This is a genomic window from Runella zeae DSM 19591 (assembly GCF_000423565.1).
Lineage (GTDB): Bacteria > Bacteroidota > Bacteroidia > Cytophagales > Spirosomataceae > Runella > Runella zeae.
Map to the genome: position 1 here is coordinate 141,441 of NZ_KE384042.1, position 19,888 is coordinate 161,328.

Below are 19,888 nucleotides of genomic sequence, written 5' to 3' on the forward strand. Positions count from 1 at the left end.
ACGGATAATAGGAACAATGTCACAGATTGAAATAAAAGTGCCTACCGTAGGAGAATCTATCACAGAGGTAACGATTGGTTCTTGGGTAAAAAAAGAGGGCGAGACTGTCAAAAGAGATGAAGTCATTTGTAGCCTGGATTCAGACAAAGCTTCTTTTGAAGTGGTAGCCGAAGCCGATGGTGTATTGCGTATCAAAGCACAAGAAGGCGACGTGTTGCCAATCGGAGGATTGATTTGTGTAATCGAAACTAGTGCTGCTGCCCCAGCCCCCGCGCCAACTCCTGTTGCTGCTGCCCCAGCCCCAGCTGCGCCTGCACCTAGTGCTCCTGCGGCAGCATCAAAAGTAGTAGAAATGAAAGTACCTACCGTGGGAGAATCTGTGACTGAAGTGACTATCGCCAACTGGAATAAAAAAGACGGAGAAGCCGTACAGTTGGATGAAGTACTTTGTGAGTTAGAGTCTGATAAAGCTACTTTCGAACTTCCTGCTGAGGCGGCGGGAGTGCTTCGTATTGTAGCAGAAGCAGGTTCAACTTTGGCAATTGGAGCCGTAATTTGCCGGATTGAAGTGGGAGCTACTGCCCAGTCAGCTGCTACCAATGGCCAACCTGCACCGGCCGAGGCCAAAGCCGTATCAGCAAATGCTGACTCTACTACTTATGCTGCTGGACATCCTTCACCAGCGGCCGCCAAAATCTTGGCTGAGAAAGGTATTGATCCTAAAGATGTCTCGGCTTCGGGAGTAGGAGGTCGAATCACCAAAGAAGATGCTCAAAATGCACAGGCACCAGCTCCTGCTCCAGTGGCTAAGCCCAGTACACCTGCTGCTCCGCAAGCACAAGCAGCTCCCAAATCAGAGGCTGGAGGACGTGGACAACGTCGCGTTAAAATGACTTCGCTCCGTAAAACCATTGCACGCCGCTTGGTGGCAGTCAAAAATGAAACAGCCATGTTGACTACATTCAATGAAGTCGATATGAAGCCTATCATGGATATTAGAGCTAAGTATAAAGATAAGTTTAAAGAAAAACATGGCGTAGGACTAGGCTTTATGTCTTTCTTTACCAAAGCTTGCGCGGTAGCATTGCAAGAGTTCCCCATTGTAAATTCATACATTGACGGTGATGAAGTCGTCAACAATGATTTTTCAGATATATCTATCGCTGTATCGACCGACCGTGGGTTGGTTGTGCCGGTAATTCGGAATGCAGAACAGATGAATTTTTCGGAAATAGAAAAAGAAATCATCCGCTTGGCAGGCTTGGCTAGAGACAACAAACTTACCATTGAGCAAATGCAAGGTGGTACCTTTACCATTACCAATGGTGGTATCTTTGGCTCGATGCTTTCTACACCTATCATCAACGCACCTCAATCGGCGATTTTGGGAATGCACAACATAGTAGAGCGTCCTGTAGTGGTAAACGGCGAAATTGTAATTCGGCCTATCATGTATGTAGCCCTTAGCTACGACCACCGCATCATTGACGGGCGTGACTCGGTAAGTTTCTTGGTTCGAGTAAAACAACTCTTAGAAGACCCCACCAGATTGTTGTTGGAGGTTTAAGATTTCATAAAACAAAGACGCAGCCAAACTCTGCGTCTTTGTTTTTATAAAGACCTACCTATTTTTTTATAGATTTTAATAGAAATAAAAATGCAATACGACGTTATCGTAATCGGCTCAGGGCCAGGTGGCTATATATGCGCAATTCGTTGTGCACAATTAGGCTTAAAAACTGCCATCATTGAAAAGTATAAAACATTAGGAGGAACTTGCCTCAATGTGGGGTGTATTCCTTCCAAAGCCTTGCTCGATTCTTCGGAGCATTTCTACAATGCTTCGCATAGCTTTGCAGAGCATGGTATCAAACTCGAAAATCTTCAGGTAGATTTAGCACAGATGATTGCCCGCAAAAACGAGGTGGTAAACCAAGTGTGCAAAGGAGTTGAGTTTTTGATGAAAAAAAATAAAATTGACGTCTATCAAGGTTTAGGGTCATTTGTAGATAAGAATACCGTAAAAGTGACCAAAGAAAACGGCGAGATAGAAATGATTACTTCCAAAAATGTGGTAATCGCTACAGGTTCGAAGCCTTCTTCACTGCCGGGCGTTACGATCGATAAAAAACGTATCATCACTTCTACCGAAGCTCTTACGCTTAAAGAAATCCCTAAGCATCTTATTGTGATTGGAGCGGGGGTGATTGGCGCAGAACTAGGCTCAGTATATGCGCGTATTGGGGCAAAAGTTAGTTTTGTAGAATATGCCCCTGCCATGATTCCCACCATGGATGGTACCATGAGCAAAGAACTTCTGAAAACTGTAAAAAAACTCGGGGCTGATTTTTACTTTAGCCATAAAGTAAAAACGGTAGAAAATACCGGCGATGAGGTAGTAGTAACTGCTGAAAACCCCAAAGGAGAAATCGTTACATTTACGGGAGACTACTGCTTGATGAGCGTAGGGCGTCGTCCTTATACCGACGGACTTGCTCTTGAAAATGCAGGACTAGAAGCTGATAAGAGAGGAAAGATTGAAGTAGATGAGCATACCTTGCAAACCAAAGTGCCTAATATTTATGCCATTGGTGATGTGATTCGGGGAGCAATGCTAGCGCATAAGGCCGAAGAAGAAGGAGTGTTTGTGGCAGAGACCATCGTAGGCCAAAAACCTCATATCAATTATCTTCTGATTCCGAATGTAGTATATACGTGGCCAGAAGTAGCAGGCGTAGGATACACTGAAGAAGAGCTTAAGGCAAAGGGAACAGCTTACAAAACAGGCTCTTTTCCTTTCAAGGCCCTAGGCCGCGCCAGAGCAAGTATGGATATCGATGGCGTAGTAAAAGTATTGGCTGATAAAGAAACCGACGAAATTTTGGGGGCACACATCATTGGACCACGCGCTGCGGATATGATAGCAGAGGCAGTGGTAGCGATGGAGTATCGCGCTTCGGCCGAAGATGTAAGCCGAATGTCGCATGCGCACCCTACTTATACAGAGGCATTTAAAGAAGCTTGTTTGGCCGCTACTGCCAACCGCGCCCTGAACGCCTAGTAAAGTCTGTAAAAAATACTCCCAACCGATAGCGTTTAGTAGACGTTATCGGTTTTTTTGTTGGAAATGCGTTTTTATTTTTTCGATTTCATCGGAGAGAGGTGCCGAGATATTAAACGGAAAAACAATCAATGAAAGATTTTCTTCAAAATAGAAAGGAGGTAAAGGCACCTGAAAACCCTCATGAGCGGGATATAAAAGATAAAGAGACGCGGCGGCGTATTTGTGTCCATAGGCATAGAGTTGATAGAGGTCTGACTGCTCAATGCCATAGCTTGAACTTTGGGGTTCAATCCACTTCCATTTAATATCTAGTACGATAGTAAGATTGGCTTTTCTGACTACTAAATCAGGACGAAGCCCGAAGCGGCGCTTGCCCGCGTGGTCATTGACCAGAAAAAGAGAGTCTTCTTGATAAAAAACCTCAAAATCACTCAAGTATTTTTTAAATCCTTGGGCTACATATTGCTCAAAAAGTCGCTCTGCCGGAAACAACAAAGAATCTGTAAAGTGGCGACCTTGTGTAGCCCAAGACTGCTGCCTCAATAAAACCTTAGCCCATTGCAGGGCTTTTTGGTATCGGTCAAAACGACGATCTAATTGCGAAATTTTCTCAAAATCAAGTTTTATGTCCGAAGATGTAGAGACTTCTTCGAAAACAAAGCGTAGTTGTCTTAGTCTTACTTGATTGGGCAAATGTTGGCTTTTATGGATTAAAAACAATACACAACTTTTGAGGAGTCGATTGGGAATAATATCGGATTTGAATTCATCACTAGCCGTAAAAAAAGTTTCTAAACGATGAGGTTTTTGGCGTGAAGGAAGCCATTTGCCTCTAAGAAAATTGTGTTCGTTTTCGATAGTTTGATAGGTTTTTTGTAACCCTTGCCGCATGATTTGTTCGGTCTCTTGGATAAAAACCGTGATGAAAATCTCCAAAAGTGGCAAATTCGCTTGATTCAAATGGGCCGATGATATGCTTCTAAACGGTAATAGGTGACCATAGCGAAGCATTTTGAGAAGTCCTTGGCGAGCTTGGGTAGGGTGACTTTGGCGAGATAACTTGGGCAAAATTTCAAATTGGCTACCATCAGCCGTTTGGAGCAGTCCCACGAAATTTTTGAGTTTGATGATTTCTATACCTTTGTAAATCGAAAAACTCAAAATAGCGTCGGCGTTTTGGTTAAAAACTAATTTTTTGAGAAGCTCAAAAGTCGTATCTGGAACAAACACCTCCGAAGACGTAGAGATAGAAAGAGAAATCGCCTGCGTCGATATTTTGCGGATAGTGTCATACTCATATACGACAAAGCGGGATAGGGGCATGAATTGTTGCGGTTAGATATTGCTAAATTAGTAAAAATCAATTACCTTTGCACCGCAATTTACTATTGATGATTTTGAGGGGAGTCGAATTCCCCTTTTTTGTTGGAATAAAATGAATCTAAAAGAACAAATCATCGGATTACTCGCGCCGCTTCTGGAAGATGACAAGTATTTTATCGTAGAAATTCAGGTTTCGCCTTCCAAAATAAGACAAAAAGTAACCGTATTGATAGATAGTGACGAAGGAATTAGCATAGATGAATGTGCCGAAATCAGCCGTAAATTAGGAGATTTGATTGAGGAGCAGGGTATTTTACCCAACGCCTATACCTTAGAAGTTTCGTCACCAGGGGTAGATTATCCATTAGCGATGCCTCGGCAATTTCGTAAAAACCTTGGTCGTACTTTGAAGGTGATACTGCCAGAAGGTATCGAGAAAAAAGGTCAATTGTTGTCAGCTTCTGAAGAGGGATTTGTGCTATTGGAAGAATTAAAAAAGAAGAAAAAAGACCAAGTGCCCAACGAGCTGTCTTTTGCTTACGCTGATATCGTAAGAGTAGAAGTACAGATTAAATTTTAAAGAGAACAAAAACCATTAACAAATAACGATAAACTCTTTCGTAAGAAAATGGATAGCGTAGTATTGATAGAATCTTTTGCCGAGTTTGCTCGCTCCAAAAATATAGATCGCCCTACCATTATAAAGGTGTTGGAGGAAGTGTTTCGCACAATGATTCGTAAAAAATACGGTACTGATACCAATTTTGATGTCATTATCAACCCTGATACTGGAGATTTAGAAATGTGGCGTACCCGCGAAATCGTGGATGATAATTCGGAAGATATTTGGGAACCAGATAAAATTCCGCTAGCAGAAGCCCGTAAAATTCAGGACGACTTTGAGGTAGGCGAAGAAGTGGCTGAAGAGGTAAAATTAGAGGATTTTGGACGTCGATTGGTACAAACAGCACGCCAGACGTTGATTCAAAAAGTAAAAGATTTAGAAAAAGAACTCCTATATTATAAATACAAAGATATGGTCGGCGACCTTATCACAGTAGAAGTATATCAGATTCTTAAAAACGAAATCATTTGCTTGGATTCAGAAAGTAACGAACTCGTTTTGCCGAAACAAGAACAAATCTTTAAGGATAAATATCGCAAAGGAGAGCCTGTAAAAGTAGTGATTCATAAGGTAGAACTCAACAACGGTACACCCCGTATCACACTTTCACGGACTTCACCAGTATTTTTGGAGAGATTGTTTGAAACCGAAATTCCCGAAATTTATGACGGATTAATCAATATCCGTAAGATTGTACGGGAGCCAGGTGAGCGTGCTAAAGTAGCCGTAGAATCTTATGACGACCGCATCGACCCCGTAGGGGCTTGCGTAGGTATGAAAGGCTCTCGGATTCACACGATTGTTCGTGAATTGAACAATGAGAATATTGACGTGATCAATTACACCGAAAATCTAGAACTTCTCATTCAACGTGCTTTGAGCCCTGCTAAGATTACTTCTATGTCAATCGACAAAGAAGGTAAGCGAGTGGCAGTATATCTCAAACCCGACCAAGTGTCGTTGGCAATTGGAAAGGGAGGTCAAAATATCAAGCTTGCAGGGCGACTTGTAGGTATGGAGATAGATGTGTTTAGAGATGTAGAAGGCCAAGAAGACGAAGAGGACGTTGACTTGAGCGAATTTACAGATGAGATTGACGAGTGGATGATTGAAGAATTCCGCAAGATAGGTTTGGACACTGCTAAGCAAGTGATCAATATTAGTAGAGAAGAACTTGTGCGCCGTACCGACCTTGAAGAAGAAACAGTGGAAGAAATCTTGGAAATTTTGCGTCGTGAGTTTGAGTAGAAAACAGATTTTGGGATTGATTTTCACCTTTTATGAGAATTAAAAACCAGAATAATTGCCGACTACCCTCAACGTACACCATATGGATAACCATACTTGATAAATAAATCTTTATCTTTGGGTTAATTTTCAGGGTTTTCCTAATAACGAATAAACAATAACCCGTACTCAAGTACGAATATTTCCAGTATGTCGGAAGAAAAAAGTATGCGCCTTAGCCAAGCGGCCCGAATTCTCAACCGAAGCCACGCGGCGGTTGCGAGTATTTTGGGCGCAAAAGGTTTTAAGGTTGACAACAATCCTAACACCAAACTAAACGCAGAGCAGTTAGAATTTTTGGCAAAAGAATTCAAAGCTGAAGGTCTGCTAGGGGGAAGTACGCCCAAAAAAGAAGAGGTAAATATCCCCGTAGCTCCTTCAGAAGATAGCCCTGTGTTGTATTTCCGTAATTCTCAGTCAGGAATTGCTCCTAAACCTGTCAACCCAGAGGCTCAATCTGAGAAGATAGAAAAAAGCCCTGAGCCTGAGCGCGCAGAAACCTCGTCGATTGGACTCAAAGTAGTGGGCAAGATAGATTTGGATGCCCCTAGAAGTACAAAAAATGTGGTCCCTCCTAAGGTGGTCGAAGAACCTAAGCCAGTGGAAGCACCCGTAGAAGAGAAAAAAGTAGAACCAGCAGTAGAAGTGGTGGTTCCTGAAATAGTAGCCGAGAAACCGGTAGTAGAAGAACCTAAGGTGACTGAAGAGCCTAAAGTCGTAGCTCCTGCACCTGTGGAAGAAGCTAAGCCTGAGGTGATTTCAGTACCAGTGGTGGAAGAACCTACTGTGGAGGTAAAACAGGAGGTAGTTTCAGCACCAGAAGTGACTCCTCCACCTGTCGAAAAACCTGAACCTCCTAAAGCACCAGTAGTAGAGCCAGTGGTGAAAGAGGATGTAGTAAAAAATGAGCCAATAGTAGAACCGCCTAAAGCGCCAGTGGTAGAGCCTAAAATTGCTCCCAAAGAACAACCAAAACCAGTACCACCTGTTGCTAAAGTGGAAAAGCAGCAGGCTCCATTTGTCCATCCTAAAAATAAACCAGCTGCACCCAAAGAAGTGTTACCGACAGAGCCAGAAATTGAACCTGAGCTTATAGAAGCCAAAGCCGATCAACTCAAAGGATTGACGATTTTAGGCAAAATTGAGCTACCTACCGAGCGCCGTAGTGGCGGAGAGAGTGGCGGTCATAATAAGGACAAAGACCGCGACAAAAAACGTAAACGTAAGCGTTTGCGCAAAGGGGAAAAAGTAACCGAAAATGCCCCCCAAGCACAAAATACTAATAACAATAGTAACAACAACAATAGTAACAATAACAACAATAACAATAAAGGGAAGGGCGAAAAAGGTGGACATCCGAACACTAACAACGCCAATAATCCCAACACTAACAACGCCAACAAGGGAGCTAATACCCCAAGTACGCCAGCTGCAAACACTCCTAATAACAATGCCAAAAAAGGCAATACAACAGGAACACCTAACAGCGGTGGTAGTGGTAACAACAAAAAAGGTAATAATCGGCGTGAACGCAAAGACGAAATCACCGACAAAGAAGTATCTGAGTCAATCAAGGCTACCAATGCTAGATTGAGTGGAGGTACACGGGGTAAAAACTTTGGGGCCGACAAACGCCGCGAGCGTAGAAGGGTAAGGGCAGAAGCAGAAGAAGAACGCTTGATGCAAGAGCAGGAAGATGCAAGAGTACTTAAAGTAACTGAATTTATTTCGGCCAATGAGCTTGCGTCTCTTATGGGTGTATCAGTACAAGAAGTAATTTCGGTATGTTTGAGTATGGGAATGTTTGTGTCCATAAACCAACGCTTAGATGCCGAAAGTATCACCCTGATAGCAGATGAATTTGACTATGAAGTAGAATTTATTTCGGCCGAAGAAGAAATCCAAGGTGATGTAGAAGTAGAAGAAGATGATGAGGAATCGTTGCAAGAACGAGCACCAATTGTAACTATTATGGGTCACGTTGACCACGGTAAAACATCTCTACTTGACTATATTCGACGCACTCGCGTAGCAGCCGGCGAAGCTGGGGGAATTACGCAGCACATTGGAGCATACAGCGTTAAGACAGACGGTGGTCGTCGAATCGCCTTCCTCGATACACCAGGTCACGAAGCTTTTACGGCGATGCGTGCACGTGGAGCTAAAGTAACTGACGTAGTTATTATCGTCATTGCGGCTGACGATTCAGTAATGCCTCAAACACGCGAAGCCATCAACCACGCCCAAAACGCGGGGGTGCCGATTGTGTTTGCATTTAGTAAAATTGACAAGCCGGGTGCCAACCCTGAAAAAATACGGGAGGCATTGGCCAATATGAATATCTTAGTCGAAGAGTGGGGTGGTAAATATCAAACCCAAGAAATTTCTTCAAAATCAGGTTTGGGGATTCCAGATTTGTTGGAGAAGGTGCTTCTGGAGGCAGATTTGCTCGAACTCAAGGCAAATCCTGATCGCCGCGCTTCTGGTACGGTGATTGAAGCCTCTCTCGACAAAGGTCGTGGGTATGTTGCTACTATTTTGGTGCAAACAGGTACATTGCGTGTGGGGGATGTGATTTTGGCAGGTGCGCACTTTGGTCGTGTAAGAGCGATGTTTGATGCTACCGGAACTCGCCTCAAAGAAGCAGGCCCTTCTACGCCAGTTCAATTGTTGGGCTTAAACGGAGCCCCACAAGCGGGAGATAAGTTCAACGTAATGGAAAATGAGCGTGAAGCGCGCGAAATTGCCAACAAACGTGAGCAAATCATGCGCGAGCAGACGATTCGTACTCGTAAGCATATTACTCTTGAGGAAATTGGACGCCGTAAAGCCATCGGAACCTTCAAAGAACTCAATATCATTGTTAAAGGTGACGTGGACGGGTCGGTAGAAGCACTTTCAGATTCATTGCTAAAACTCTCGACCGAAGAAGTTCAGGTAAATATCATTAACAAAGCGGTGGGGCAAATTGCCGAATCGGATGTTAACCTTGCAATTGCTTCTGACGCCATTATTGTTGGTTTCCAAGTAAGACCTTCCAACAATGCCAAAAAACTGGCCGAACAAGAACAAATCGAAATTCGCCTGTACTCCGTTATTTATGATGCTATCAACGAGGTGAAAGATGCTATGCTAGGCTTACTAGAACCTACCATGGAGGAAGTAATCGTTGGTAATGCCGAAGTACGTGAGGTATTTAAAATCAGTAAAGTTGGTACAGTGGCGGGTTCTTATGTTACAGATGGTCTCATCAAACGTAATAACAAAGTGCGTGTTATTAGAGACTTTATCGTGGTACATGAAGGCGAAATATCGCAGCTTAAACGTTTCAAAGATGATGTCAATGAAGTAAAATCAGGATTTGAATTCGGATTGAGTATCAAAGGTCTCAACGATATTCAAATCGGAGATGTCATCGAAAGCTTTGAAATGAAAGAAGTAAAAAGAACACTCTAAGTCAACGGGTAAGCTCATAAAACAGGCTCGAATAAAAGCTTTGCAGTTAATGGATTTACCTCAATAATTTTTCTAACAGGCTTTTGGAACTTCCAGAAGCCTGTTTGTTTTGTTGTAACTATAGACAGTTTTATTGAGATTAAAAAGACCATACCCATCATACACTTGAGTGGTACCGTGGCCTTGTCTATGATAAACTCTCTATCAACACCCGTTTGTTGGGTTATAATATTATATTTGTGTTTATTTTAAGTAGTTAAGTAGCGCTGCACCGTAATTAACAAATCCTAGCCTGTGAAAAATATTCCTTCTGAAATAGCTCATAGCGTACCTCAACGGCCTCCTTGGCGCAACATGATGCTGTTGATAGGGCTTATATTACTTGGTATGTCGATAGGTAATATGTTGGCTATGGGGGCTATCGTGTTGTTGAGTTTTATGCACGGAAAGCTCAGTCTAGAACAAATTACTCAAATGCTCCAAGCCCCTGAGCAGTTTCCGTATGCTTGGTGGTACTTAATGTTGTTGCATGGAGTTTCTCACTTTTTTTCTTTTTTTCTACCCAGCATAATTTACTGGAAATGGTCTGAGCAACACCGTATTGAAGAGTTTGTGCGTCGTCCTCTTCCTTCCTACTTGGTGTTGGCGATTGTGTTGTTGACAGTTATCGTTTTTATGCCTTTCAACAGTTGGGTGATTGAATGGAATAGCCATCTACACTTGCCGCAAGGATTGCAAAGAGTAGAGGAGTGGATGTCGGGTAAAGAGCAAGAACTAGCCCGAATGACTCAATTCCTAACAAGTTTTGATTCTGTATTAGAGTTAGTTGTAGCTGTGATAGTTATGGCTGTGATTCCAGCGATAGGAGAAGAGGTATTGTTTAGAGGTATTATACAGCGTAAAATTTTCCATAAAATTGGGGATGTACATCTTTCAATTTGGATTACGGCGATGCTTTTTAGTGCCATACATCTACAATTTTTTGGGTTTATCCCAAGGCTTTTACTAGGGGGGATGTTTGGGTATATGTATGTTTGGACGCGTAATTTGTGGGCACCTATCTTTGCTCATTTTGTCCATAATGCTACGACCGTTATCATCGTCTTTTTAGCACATCGAAAAGCAATCAATTTTGATGTAGAAAATACCGAATCTTCTGTACCTTGGATTGGAGCCTTGGTGTCTTTAGCACTAACTACTGGCTTGCTTTTTAACTTAAAAATGATTGTAAACCGAAGTTCTGCCTCAACGAATGGTACTCAATAACTGGGAAAAGATTTTTGAAACAAGTTTTCAACACCGAGCCGAGATTGTAAAAGAATACCTAGAGCAACAAGGCATTTCGGCGGTAATCATCAATAAGCAGGATAGTAGTTATCATTTTGGAAAGTGCGAGGTGTATGTTCCTCTGAAGGATTCAATCATCGCTAAAACAATTGTAGTGAATGAAATCTCGTTTGGATAAATTATCAAACCTTCAACAACGCATCATAGCCGCTATTGTAGGAGTTGCCATTATTTTATGGGCTATTTTATACGCAGATTGGACTTTTTTATTGCTTTTTTGCGCTATCAGTACCTTTACCCAATTGGAGTTTTATAAGCTCTTGGGCCTTGACGGCAATCAGCCCTTGACCTACTATGGAACCATGTGTGGCGTTTTTATCAATGTGCTTACCTATTTGATAGAAAAAGAAATTATAGGTTTTCAAAATTATTTTCTCATTAGTCCTCTAGTGACGATGATATTTTTCATTAAGCTTTATAAAAAGAGAGATTTGAAACCTTTTCAAAATATTGCTTTTACTTTTTTGGGTATTATTTACGTGGCGATTCCTTTTTCACTTTTGAGTGTATTGGCGATGAGAGGCGGAACCTATAATTTTGAAATTGTATTAGGATGTTTGCTATTGCTCTGGGCGACAGATATCGGTGCTTATTTTGCTGGTACTTACTTAGGAAAGCGTAAGCTTTTTGAAAGAGTTTCTCCCAAAAAATCTTGGGAAGGAGCTGCTGGAGGAGCTGCTTTTGCAGGCTTAGTAGCTTTTGTATTAGGGGTTTATTTCAAAAGCCACGAGCCGTGGGAGTGGTATTGTATTGCAGCGTTGATTGTGGTCGGAGGTACCCTAGGAGACTTGGTAGAATCACTCTTCAAAAGAAGTATTGCTATCAAAGATTCGGGAAGTACAATACCCGGGCATGGCGGTTTTTTGGACCGTTTTGATGGGCTCCTTCTTTCGACTCCTTTTATTGTGACCTTTGTTAAAATTTTTTCCTGAACTAAGACGTTAAAATAGTAGTAGCTTTGTCGTTCCTGAACTTAAATTGAATATCATGCAACAAAAAAATATATATAGCTTCTTCTTCTTGTTACTCTTGTGCGTGGGATTGGTAGGTGTATCTTCAAATGAGACCCAAGCCCAAGGGCAAGTCAAAAGTATTATGTTTACGGGACGGGTAGTAGGTGTAAAAGGCACTCAGACTTTATCCAAAGCTTATATATTTATCCCGCGAGCAGGAAGAGGAACGCTTGCCGACGAAGGCGGGTATTTTGCTTTGCCGGTATTTCCTGGAGATAGTGTGGTGTTTAGTTATCTAGGTTATCAGAAGCAGTACCATGTCATTCCTCGTCGACATATGGAAGAGTCTTACTCTGCTATTATCTTGATGAAAGAAGATATTAAGACCTTAGCTGAAGTAAAAGTCTATCCCTATGCCACTGAGGAGGAGTTTAAAAAAGCCATCATTGCTATGAAGCTACCTGATGAGTTTGAACGTGAAAACCTCGAAAAAAATACCCGGCAAGAATTGCTAATGCAAATGGCCGCCGCTACTCCTATGAGTGCAGCAAGTAATTATAGGTCTTTTATGGATCAACAGATATTTGGCCGAGAAAATGCTGCCAATCGAAGTTTTACAACGGCATTTCCTTTCCTTAATCCATTTGCTTGGGCCAATTTCCTGAAGTCAGTTAAAAACGGCGACTTGAAAAAGAAAGAATATCGCGAAATTCTGAATCAGGCACCCCGCGAGAATCTTACACGTCAAGATATTTTAAAGAAAGATTAGCCTAGCGTGACCCACTAGGGGTACCGAAGTTTTGCATGCTCATATGCTGACCGTCGAAGGTAGCATAGCTTTGATATACAATCCAATCTCCTAAAATCACCACGTGACTTTGCCCTTCTCCAATGGCATGGTAAACTTCTATGTGGCGGTGGCCAAAAACATAAAAATCGTGGTGCTTTTTGTTTTCTTGCTCAATGGCGTACTGAATAAGCCATTCGTTTTTTTCTCCCAAAAATTGGGGTAAGTCTGCTTTTGCATGTTTTTTCCAACTGTGTTCTGCCCACGATTGCCCTAGCCAAAGTGCCCAATCAGGGTGCATGAGATTACCAAAAGCCCAACGCGAAATTTTGCTTTCAAAGACTTTTTGTAATACTTTATAAGAATAATCCCCCGGCCCTAGACCATCTCCATGAGTTACTAAAAATCGAGTGGTAGAGGTAGGGGATTGAATGACCATTTCTAAAGGGCGTCGGTACATCTTTACGTTAAGCTCTTTGACAAGATAGTCGGTCATCCACATATCATGATTGCCTGGAAAGACGATGATTTCAATACCCGCATCTGTAAGTTCGCCCAGTTTTCCCAAAAAACGCACAAATCCCTTCGGTACTACCCGACGATGCTCGTACCAAAAATCAAACAAATCACCAACCAGACAAATCACTTGAGCTTCGTGACGAATGCTTTCTAACCATTTGACTACTTGCCGCTCTCTTTCAAGGCTTTTGGCGTGAGTAGGTGCCCCTAAATGAAAATCGGATGCAAAGAAAATTTTTTTTCCTGAAAGAAGCTGTACTTCTAACTGCTGAAAAGACATGTTTTATATTTTAGAATTCAGGCAAAAATACGGAGATTACTTTATAAGATTTTTTAACTTTACGCTTCACCTGTATCAATATTAAATAGAATTTATCATGCCCACAAAAGCAGAAGTATTTGAAAAGATTGCTGCGGACTTGGCTCAACAAGGTTTCAACGTCGTAAAACAAGACCAAACTCGTCCTTGGGGAGGTTTTTTTGTGTTGGACGAAGCCCAAACCCCGGCCTTTGCCGCAAAGTATTTTCCAAGCGTAGAGTTGTCGACGATACAAATTACGCAAAAACTTAGTCCTAAAATTTTGGTAGTAGCTCCCGAAAAAAGATTGTCATGGCAATACCATCATAGGAGAGCCGAAATTTGGCGTGTAGTGAGTGGCATTGTAGGAGTAGTAAAAAGTGATACTGACCAAGAAACAGAAGTAAAATCTTACGAACCTGGTGAGCTCATCACACTACGTCAAGGAGAGCGGCACCGGTTGGTAGGTTTAGCCGAGTGGGGAGTGTTAGCCGAAATTTGGCAGCATACCGACGCTTCTCACCCCTCCGATGAAGACGATATTGTACGCGTTCAGGATGATTTTGGACGGTAATTTAGAATAGGATTAAAGAGCATTCATCTAAAATTTCAACATGGAAGAATCACTTCGTTATCCGATTGGTCAATTTGAGTACGGAAAAATATACACACCGGCTGAGACAAAATCTCAGATTCAAACCATCAGTGCATTGCCGTCGAAGTTGTTTAATGCCGTAAATCCCCTCACAGAAGCTCAACTCGACACGCCTTATCGTCCGGGAGGGTGGACAGTGTTGCAAACAGTGCACCACGTAGCCGATAGCCACATGAATGCTTATATTCGTTTTAAATTAGCATTGACTGAAGAAAACCCTTCTATCAAGCCGTACGAAGAAGCGCTCTGGGCCGAACTAGCTGATGGTAAAGGTGCGCCGGTCGATTGGTCATTGCAGTTACTCAAGTATGTACATTTGCGATGGGGAGTATTGCTCAATTCTCTTACTGATGCTGATTTGGCACGAACTTACTTTCATCCCGAATCCAAGCGAGTGTTTGCATTGAGAGAAGTGATAGCGATGTATGCTTGGCACAGTGAGCATCACTATGAGCATATCAATCGGCTGTGTTTACGAGAAGGTTGGAAATAAAAAGCAAAAAAGAGATTTTTGGACTCCAATAAATTTTTTAATGTGATTTTGCGTTTATTGAGGTGTAGTCATAAAAACAGATCACGAAAACAATTAATTTATTTTTAAAATGCCATCTGCATCCACTTCTGACAACATTGTTGTACGTATACTAAAATCCATTTTTTTTAAAAATGCCACTAGTAAAGCAGGACGCTATGCACGGAATACAAGCAGCTTATTGCAACTCTTAAAAGATACACTAGCAAAGAGTAATAGCCTAAAAGGTGCAGGATATGATGCTCTACGCGAGAAAATAGTGCTACTTACAAGATTGCTTAAGGCTTACGTGTCAGGTAATTACCGCACTATTCCTTGGAAAACATTGACGCGCATTATTGCGGTGTTGTTGTATTTTTTATCGCCGATAGATCTAATTCCAGATTTGTTGCCTGTAGTGGGTCTTACTGACGATATTGCGTTGATTGTGTGGTTGTTTAATGCTATCTCAGACGACCTAGAGTCTTTTCGTCAGTGGGAGTCGCAGCAAAATACGGTCTCTATTGACGGAGAAATGGGATAAGTGAGTAGAGATATGAGAATGAGGAGGTTGGGTGTTGCCTCCAAAAATCATAAACTCAGCGTGACAAACTCGATATTTAATACTGCTTATTTGACGAATAGTTGTTAATTTTGCAGCTAGTCATCTTAAAAAACGCTTAAAATTCGGCGGGACTAAGGTAAATTTAGCCATTTAGTTCGTTTTACTAGTGTAGCAATCAAGTTATTTGTGAATATCAATTTGTTTTCAGATAACGAATAACTCAATAATCATTAACCGTATTATCAATGAATATGCTTTCAATCTTGTTATTTTTAGGCTTAGGAGGACAAGAAATCCTTTTGATTGGCCTTATCGTTTTGTTGCTTTTTGGTGCTAAGAAGATTCCTGAATTGATGAAAGGTCTTGGCAAAGGCATCCGTGAGTTTAAAGATGCTTCTAAAGAAGTAAAAGAAAACATCGAGAAAGGACTCGACGATGTAAGTAAATAATTAATCTGGATATTTTTTAATAGCCTGATTCACTAAATCAGCAGTAGTTACAGAACTACTGCCGATTTTTTATTTTATGCCTTTCCAAAAACCACCTTATATAAGATTTTGAAGTCATACACATCTTTCGGTCAAGTACAAGCAGATTTGAGCACCGGTCGGGTATCGTGCCGTGAGTTGGTAGCGTATTATCTAAAAAATATTGAACAAAAAAATCCTACCCTCAATGCATTTGTGGCGGTTTATGACGAAGAAGCCCGTCAGAAAGCAGAAGAGATTGACAAAAAAATAGCGGCAGGCACAGCAGGACGCCTAGCAGGAATGGTAGTCGGAATCAAAGATGTGCTTTGTTATCAAGGGCATGGGCTACAAGCAGGAAGCCAAATATTGGATGGGTTTATTTCTCAATTTACGGCTACGGCAGTACAAAGGATTTTGGACGAAGATGCTATCATTATTGGACGTCAAAACTGTGATGAGTTTGCGATGGGATCTTCCAACGAAAACTCGGCTTTTGGGGTAGTTCGTAACGCTGCTGATATTTCACGAGTCCCAGGTGGGTCGTCGGGAGGCTCGGCGGTGGCAGTGCAAGCTGATATGTGCTTGGCCTCGTTAGGCTCCGATACGGGCGGCTCGGTGCGTCAGCCGGCGGCTTTCTGCGGACTAGTAGGGTTCAAACCTACATATGGCCGTATTTCGCGCTGGGGACTGATTGCTTATGGTTCTTCTTTTGATTGTATTGGCCCTATTGCCAATAGCGTAGAAGATGTGGCATTGCTACTCGAAATCATGGCAGGCAAAGATGATTTTGACAGTACGGTTTCTGAAAGAGAAGTCGAAAAATATACTGCACTCAAATTGGACTCTCACCCTTTAAGAATAGGGTATCTTCGCGAGAGTTTAAGTGAGGCTATCCAGCCCGAAATCAGAGAAGCTACTCAAGCCAAACTTACTTGGCTTCAAGAACAAGGATATGTGGTAGAACCTGTCGATTTTGAATTACTATCTTATATTTTACCTACTTATTATATATTGACTACCGCTGAGTCAAGCTCCAATCTTTCGAGGTTTGACGGGGTGAGGTATGGTCACAGAAGCAGTAAAGTTGAAGATTTAACTTCTTTATACAAAAAATCAAGGAGTGAAGGGTTTGGAGCAGAAGTGAAGCGCCGTATTATGCTTGGCACGTTTGTATTGAGTGCGAGTTATTATGATGCTTATTATACCAAAGCGCAAAAAGTAAGACGTTTGATGAAAGAGCAAACTGACTTGCTTTTTGAGAAATATGACTTTTTGGTGATGCCAACTACTCCCACTACTGCTTTCCCGATTGGCGACAAGACGGAAGACCCATTGCAGATGTATTTGGCGGATATTTTTACGGTCCAAGCCAATGTAGTAGGAAACCCAGCAGTTTCGATTCCGAATGGTACCGACGAAACGGGCTTACCCATTGGTTTACAAATCATGGGAAAACCTTTTGGTGAAGCTCAGCTTTTGGCTTTCTGCCATCGCTTGGTGGGGAGTAATCAGCAAGTACAAAACTTACCTACATACTAGCCATTGAAAACAGAAAGAGAAATGTAAAATCTAACGAGAAACAAACGTAAGCGATGATGGATTTGAAGCGAATTGTGAGAGTAAGTATGGTGGCCGGACTATGTTGGCTTGGAGCTAGCAAATATGCCCATACCCAAGTGGTAGAAACGAACACCAACGTGGCTGAGGAGGAATTATTAAAGATTGAAAATTTTGCCGATTCTACGGTGCCAGAAGCATTGGTAAAAGAGCGCTTGGCAAAGTTGCAAAATGAGATTCCGTTGCGTTATCACAAAGTGACGCATCAATTTGTTGAATACTTCATCTACAAAAAGCCTAGCTTCGTCAAAAGAATGCTAGAGCATATGCATTTGTATTTTCCGTTGTATGAGCAAACGCTCGAAAAGTATAACATGCCTCGTGAGTTGAAGTTTTTATCTCTCATTGAGTCTGGATTAAATCCGCGCATTATTTCATACGCTGGCGCGGGAGGTCTTTGGCAATTTATGCCTGCTACTGGCCGCGAGTATGGTATGAAACAAGACGACTATATTGATGAGCGTTTTGACCCCGTCAAGTCGACCGATGCCGCGTGTCGTTATTTAAAACGCCTTTACAATGCTTTTGGGGATTGGGAAATGGCCTTGGCTGCTTACAACGTAGGTCCCGGAAATGTCAAAAGGGCAATTCGGCGCTCAGGTTCCAATACGTTTTGGGGAATCTACAATTTCTTACCAAAACAAACCCGTCATTATGTACCGCAGTTTGTGGCTATTATGTACATGATGCACTATCATGCTGACCATGGCGTATTTCCAGAAAGTCCCGAATATCCGATGTTGACGGATACGCTTCAAATCACGGGCTATTTCAATCTTCATACTTTTGCTAAATTAAGTAATGTCAATTTAGATGACTTATACAAGCTCAATCCACAATTGATTAATACAGAACTCCCTCATTACGTTAAAGACTATGTCGTCAAAGTCCCTAGCTATTGCTATGAATATGTTACAGAAAATAGAATAGCGATTTGGGATTCTGCATGTAAGTCTCCCTTTAGCCAAGCTCCTTATGCGTTGGCCTCACTCACAAATCCTGATAGTACAGAGCAGTCAGAAGAAGACGGAGAAACTCTAAAACCTACTACTAAGAAACTTTTTCATACTGTCAGAAAAGGAGAAACTTTGGGCAAAATAGCCAACCGATATGGCGTAGAAATGCATGAGCTCAAGAGGTGGAATCACTTGAGAAGCAGCACTGTGATGCGAGGAAAAAAACTCCTAATTTATAAGGAGACGGCCGGAAACCCAGTACTCCAGCGTTTGGCAGGAGTGGATACCAAACCCAAAGCAAACACGAAGATTAAAATGCGTTATCATCGTGTGCAAGCAGGCGATACCCTCTCTACTATTGCTGAGCGTTATGGTATCAATGTAAGCCGCCTCAAAAAAATTAATAGATTAAAAGGTAATACGGTTCGTAAGGGGCAAAAACTAATTGTCGGATAATAATCTCTAATATTGTTGGTTATCCGTTAGGCATTGTCGGGCTGTATCACCATTTTTGATGACCGATAATTATTAACGGATAACATCATTCCAATGGCACTTTTTTATTTTAAAGCATTTCATATTGTAGGGGCCGTCGCATGGTTTGCGGGCCTTTTTTATTTGGTTAGAATGTTTGTGTATCACATTGAAGCTGACCAAAAACCCGAACATTTGCGTCAAGCCTTCAAAGATCAATTCAACCTCATGGAATGGCGGGCTTACAAAATCATCTGTAATCCTGCTATGATGCTCACTTGGACGTGCGGCCTTATCATGACGTACCTAAACCCAGGCTATTGGCAAATGGGTTGGTTTCAAGTCAAATTTGCGATTTTGTTGTTGCTTTCGGGCTATCATACTTGGTGTAAGGGCGTGATTGTGAAACTAGAAAAAGGAGAAAAACCCTATAATTCTTTCCAATTTCGACTTCTCAACGAGCTTCCTACCTTATTTTTGGTGAGTATCGCTTTGTTGGCCGTTTTACGCGACACCCTCAATTTCGTCTATGCTTTCGGTGGTGTGTTGGCCTTTAGCGTTCTATTGTTTGCGTTTGCCAAGGCATATAAAAAACGACGGGGCGAGGGCTAATACCATAACTGTGTTGAGTGATTAGGGCTGTTTATTTGATTAATACAACAGCTATGCTACTAACAGAATATGGCAGAGTGGATATTTGAAGTAAAGCTTTGTATGGAGCTTCAAAATCCCTTTATCTTCAAGTACTTCAAGGAAAATTTCTCAAATTTTAGAACAAGATAAATAACAAAAAACCACTTATTGCTTCATAAGGAAGGTGCATAAGGTAGAAGTCGCAAATTATTAAGATGTGATTAAAAAGAAAGAGTCGCTGTTTTTGGTATAGCTTAAAGATTTAGTTTTGGAAATGAAAATGACAAAATCTAATCTTTAAACCAAAGGCCTATAGGGGGGGGACTATATCCAAATAAGTTGTATTTA

18 protein-coding genes are annotated in these 19,888 nt (G+C 41.7%); 16 read left to right on the forward strand and 2 right to left on the reverse strand.

The window, feature by feature from the left end; genetic code table 11:
• Positions 1 to 16 precede the first annotated feature (16 nt).
• Both odhB and lpdA read left to right on the forward strand, forming a co-directional pair.
• Positions 17 to 1,567, forward strand: a complete 1,551-nt coding sequence (odhB, locus tag G563_RS0128635; protein WP_028668352.1) for a 2-oxoglutarate dehydrogenase complex dihydrolipoyllysine-residue succinyltransferase — start codon at positions 17 to 19, stop codon at positions 1,565 to 1,567.
• Between the two features lie 90 nt (positions 1,568 to 1,657).
• A complete protein-coding gene (gene lpdA / locus G563_RS0128640) occupies positions 1,658 to 3,061 on the forward strand; it encodes a dihydrolipoyl dehydrogenase (RefSeq protein WP_028668353.1) in 1,404 nt (467 codons plus the stop codon).
• Positions 3,062 to 3,106: 45 nt separating this feature from the next.
• Here the strand turns inward: lpdA and G563_RS0128645 are convergent, their stop codons facing one another.
• Positions 3,107 to 4,387: an McrC family protein gene (locus tag G563_RS0128645; protein ID WP_028668354.1), complete on the reverse strand. Its 1,281-nt coding sequence runs from the start codon at positions 4,385 to 4,387 to the stop codon at positions 3,107 to 3,109.
• A gap of 112 nt (positions 4,388 to 4,499) precedes the next feature.
• Between G563_RS0128645 and rimP the strand changes: the two genes are divergently transcribed.
• The 7 genes from rimP to G563_RS0128685 all read left to right on the forward strand — a co-directional run bounded on the left by rimP (position 4,500) and on the right by G563_RS0128685 (position 12,824).
• Positions 4,500 to 4,967, forward strand: a complete 468-nt coding sequence (gene rimP / locus G563_RS36130; RefSeq protein WP_037328454.1) for a ribosome maturation factor RimP — start codon at positions 4,500 to 4,502, stop codon at positions 4,965 to 4,967.
• A gap of 48 nt (positions 4,968 to 5,015) precedes the next feature.
• Positions 5,016 to 6,260 (forward strand): transcription termination factor NusA, encoded by a 1,245-nt coding sequence (gene nusA, locus G563_RS0128655; protein ID WP_028668355.1) that lies wholly within the window; start codon positions 5,016 to 5,018, stop codon positions 6,258 to 6,260.
• Between the two features lie 189 nt (positions 6,261 to 6,449).
• Positions 6,450 to 9,755: a translation initiation factor IF-2 gene (gene infB, locus G563_RS0128660; RefSeq protein ID WP_028668356.1), complete on the forward strand. Its 3,306-nt coding sequence runs from the start codon at positions 6,450 to 6,452 to the stop codon at positions 9,753 to 9,755.
• A 294-nt stretch (positions 9,756 to 10,049) separates the two neighbouring features.
• On the forward strand, positions 10,050 to 11,021 hold the full coding sequence (locus G563_RS36135) for a CPBP family intramembrane glutamic endopeptidase (RefSeq protein ID WP_084651000.1): 972 nt from the start codon (positions 10,050 to 10,052) through the stop codon (positions 11,019 to 11,021).
• Positions 11,008 to 11,220, forward strand: coding sequence for a putative signal transducing protein (locus G563_RS0128675; RefSeq protein ID WP_028668357.1), 213 nt, complete (start codon positions 11,008 to 11,010; stop codon positions 11,218 to 11,220). The genes G563_RS36135 and G563_RS0128675 overlap by 14 nt, the downstream gene beginning before the upstream one ends.
• Positions 11,201 to 12,034, forward strand: coding sequence for a phosphatidate cytidylyltransferase (locus tag G563_RS0128680; RefSeq protein WP_028668358.1), 834 nt, complete (start codon positions 11,201 to 11,203; stop codon positions 12,032 to 12,034). The genes G563_RS0128675 and G563_RS0128680 overlap by 20 nt, the downstream gene beginning before the upstream one ends.
• 55 nt (positions 12,035 to 12,089) lie before the next feature.
• Positions 12,090 to 12,824, forward strand: a complete 735-nt coding sequence (locus G563_RS0128685; RefSeq protein WP_028668359.1) for a carboxypeptidase-like regulatory domain-containing protein — start codon at positions 12,090 to 12,092, stop codon at positions 12,822 to 12,824.
• A 1-nt stretch (position 12,825) separates the two neighbouring features.
• On the opposite strand, the gene G563_RS0128690 is transcribed toward G563_RS0128685, so the two are convergent.
• Entirely contained in the window at positions 12,826 to 13,641 is an 816-nt protein-coding gene (locus G563_RS0128690; RefSeq protein WP_028668360.1) for a UDP-2,3-diacylglucosamine diphosphatase, read from the reverse strand.
• Between the two features lie 97 nt (positions 13,642 to 13,738).
• On the opposite strand from G563_RS0128690, the gene G563_RS0128695 reads away from it, so the two are divergent.
• The 7 genes from G563_RS0128695 (at position 13,739) to hemJ (ending at position 19,519) form a co-directional block, all read left to right on the forward strand.
• Positions 13,739 to 14,233, forward strand: a complete 495-nt coding sequence (locus G563_RS0128695) for a cupin domain-containing protein (RefSeq protein ID WP_211235321.1) — start codon at positions 13,739 to 13,741, stop codon at positions 14,231 to 14,233.
• A 40-nt stretch (positions 14,234 to 14,273) separates the two neighbouring features.
• Complete coding sequence (locus G563_RS0128700; protein WP_028668362.1) at positions 14,274 to 14,807, forward strand: YfiT family bacillithiol transferase; 534 nt, start codon at positions 14,274 to 14,276, stop codon at positions 14,805 to 14,807.
• Positions 14,808 to 14,916: 109 nt separating this feature from the next.
• Positions 14,917 to 15,369: a YkvA family protein gene (locus tag G563_RS0128705; protein WP_028668363.1), complete on the forward strand. Its 453-nt coding sequence runs from the start codon at positions 14,917 to 14,919 to the stop codon at positions 15,367 to 15,369.
• Between the two features lie 266 nt (positions 15,370 to 15,635).
• Complete coding sequence (locus G563_RS0128710; RefSeq protein WP_028668364.1) at positions 15,636 to 15,839, forward strand: Sec-independent protein translocase subunit TatA/TatB; 204 nt, start codon at positions 15,636 to 15,638, stop codon at positions 15,837 to 15,839.
• A gap of 108 nt (positions 15,840 to 15,947) precedes the next feature.
• Positions 15,948 to 17,399 carry an Asp-tRNA(Asn)/Glu-tRNA(Gln) amidotransferase subunit GatA gene (gene gatA / locus G563_RS0128715; protein WP_028668365.1) on the forward strand — a complete coding sequence of 484 codons (1,452 nt, stop codon included), beginning with the start codon at positions 15,948 to 15,950 and terminating at the stop codon, positions 17,397 to 17,399.
• Between the two features lie 53 nt (positions 17,400 to 17,452).
• On the forward strand, positions 17,453 to 18,889 hold the full coding sequence (locus G563_RS0128720) for a lytic transglycosylase domain-containing protein (protein WP_028668366.1): 1,437 nt from the start codon (positions 17,453 to 17,455) through the stop codon (positions 18,887 to 18,889).
• 93 nt (positions 18,890 to 18,982) lie between these two features.
• Positions 18,983 to 19,519, forward strand: a complete 537-nt coding sequence (gene hemJ, locus G563_RS0128725; RefSeq protein ID WP_028668367.1) for a protoporphyrinogen oxidase HemJ — start codon at positions 18,983 to 18,985, stop codon at positions 19,517 to 19,519.
• The last annotated feature ends 369 nt before the right edge of the window (positions 19,520 to 19,888 follow it).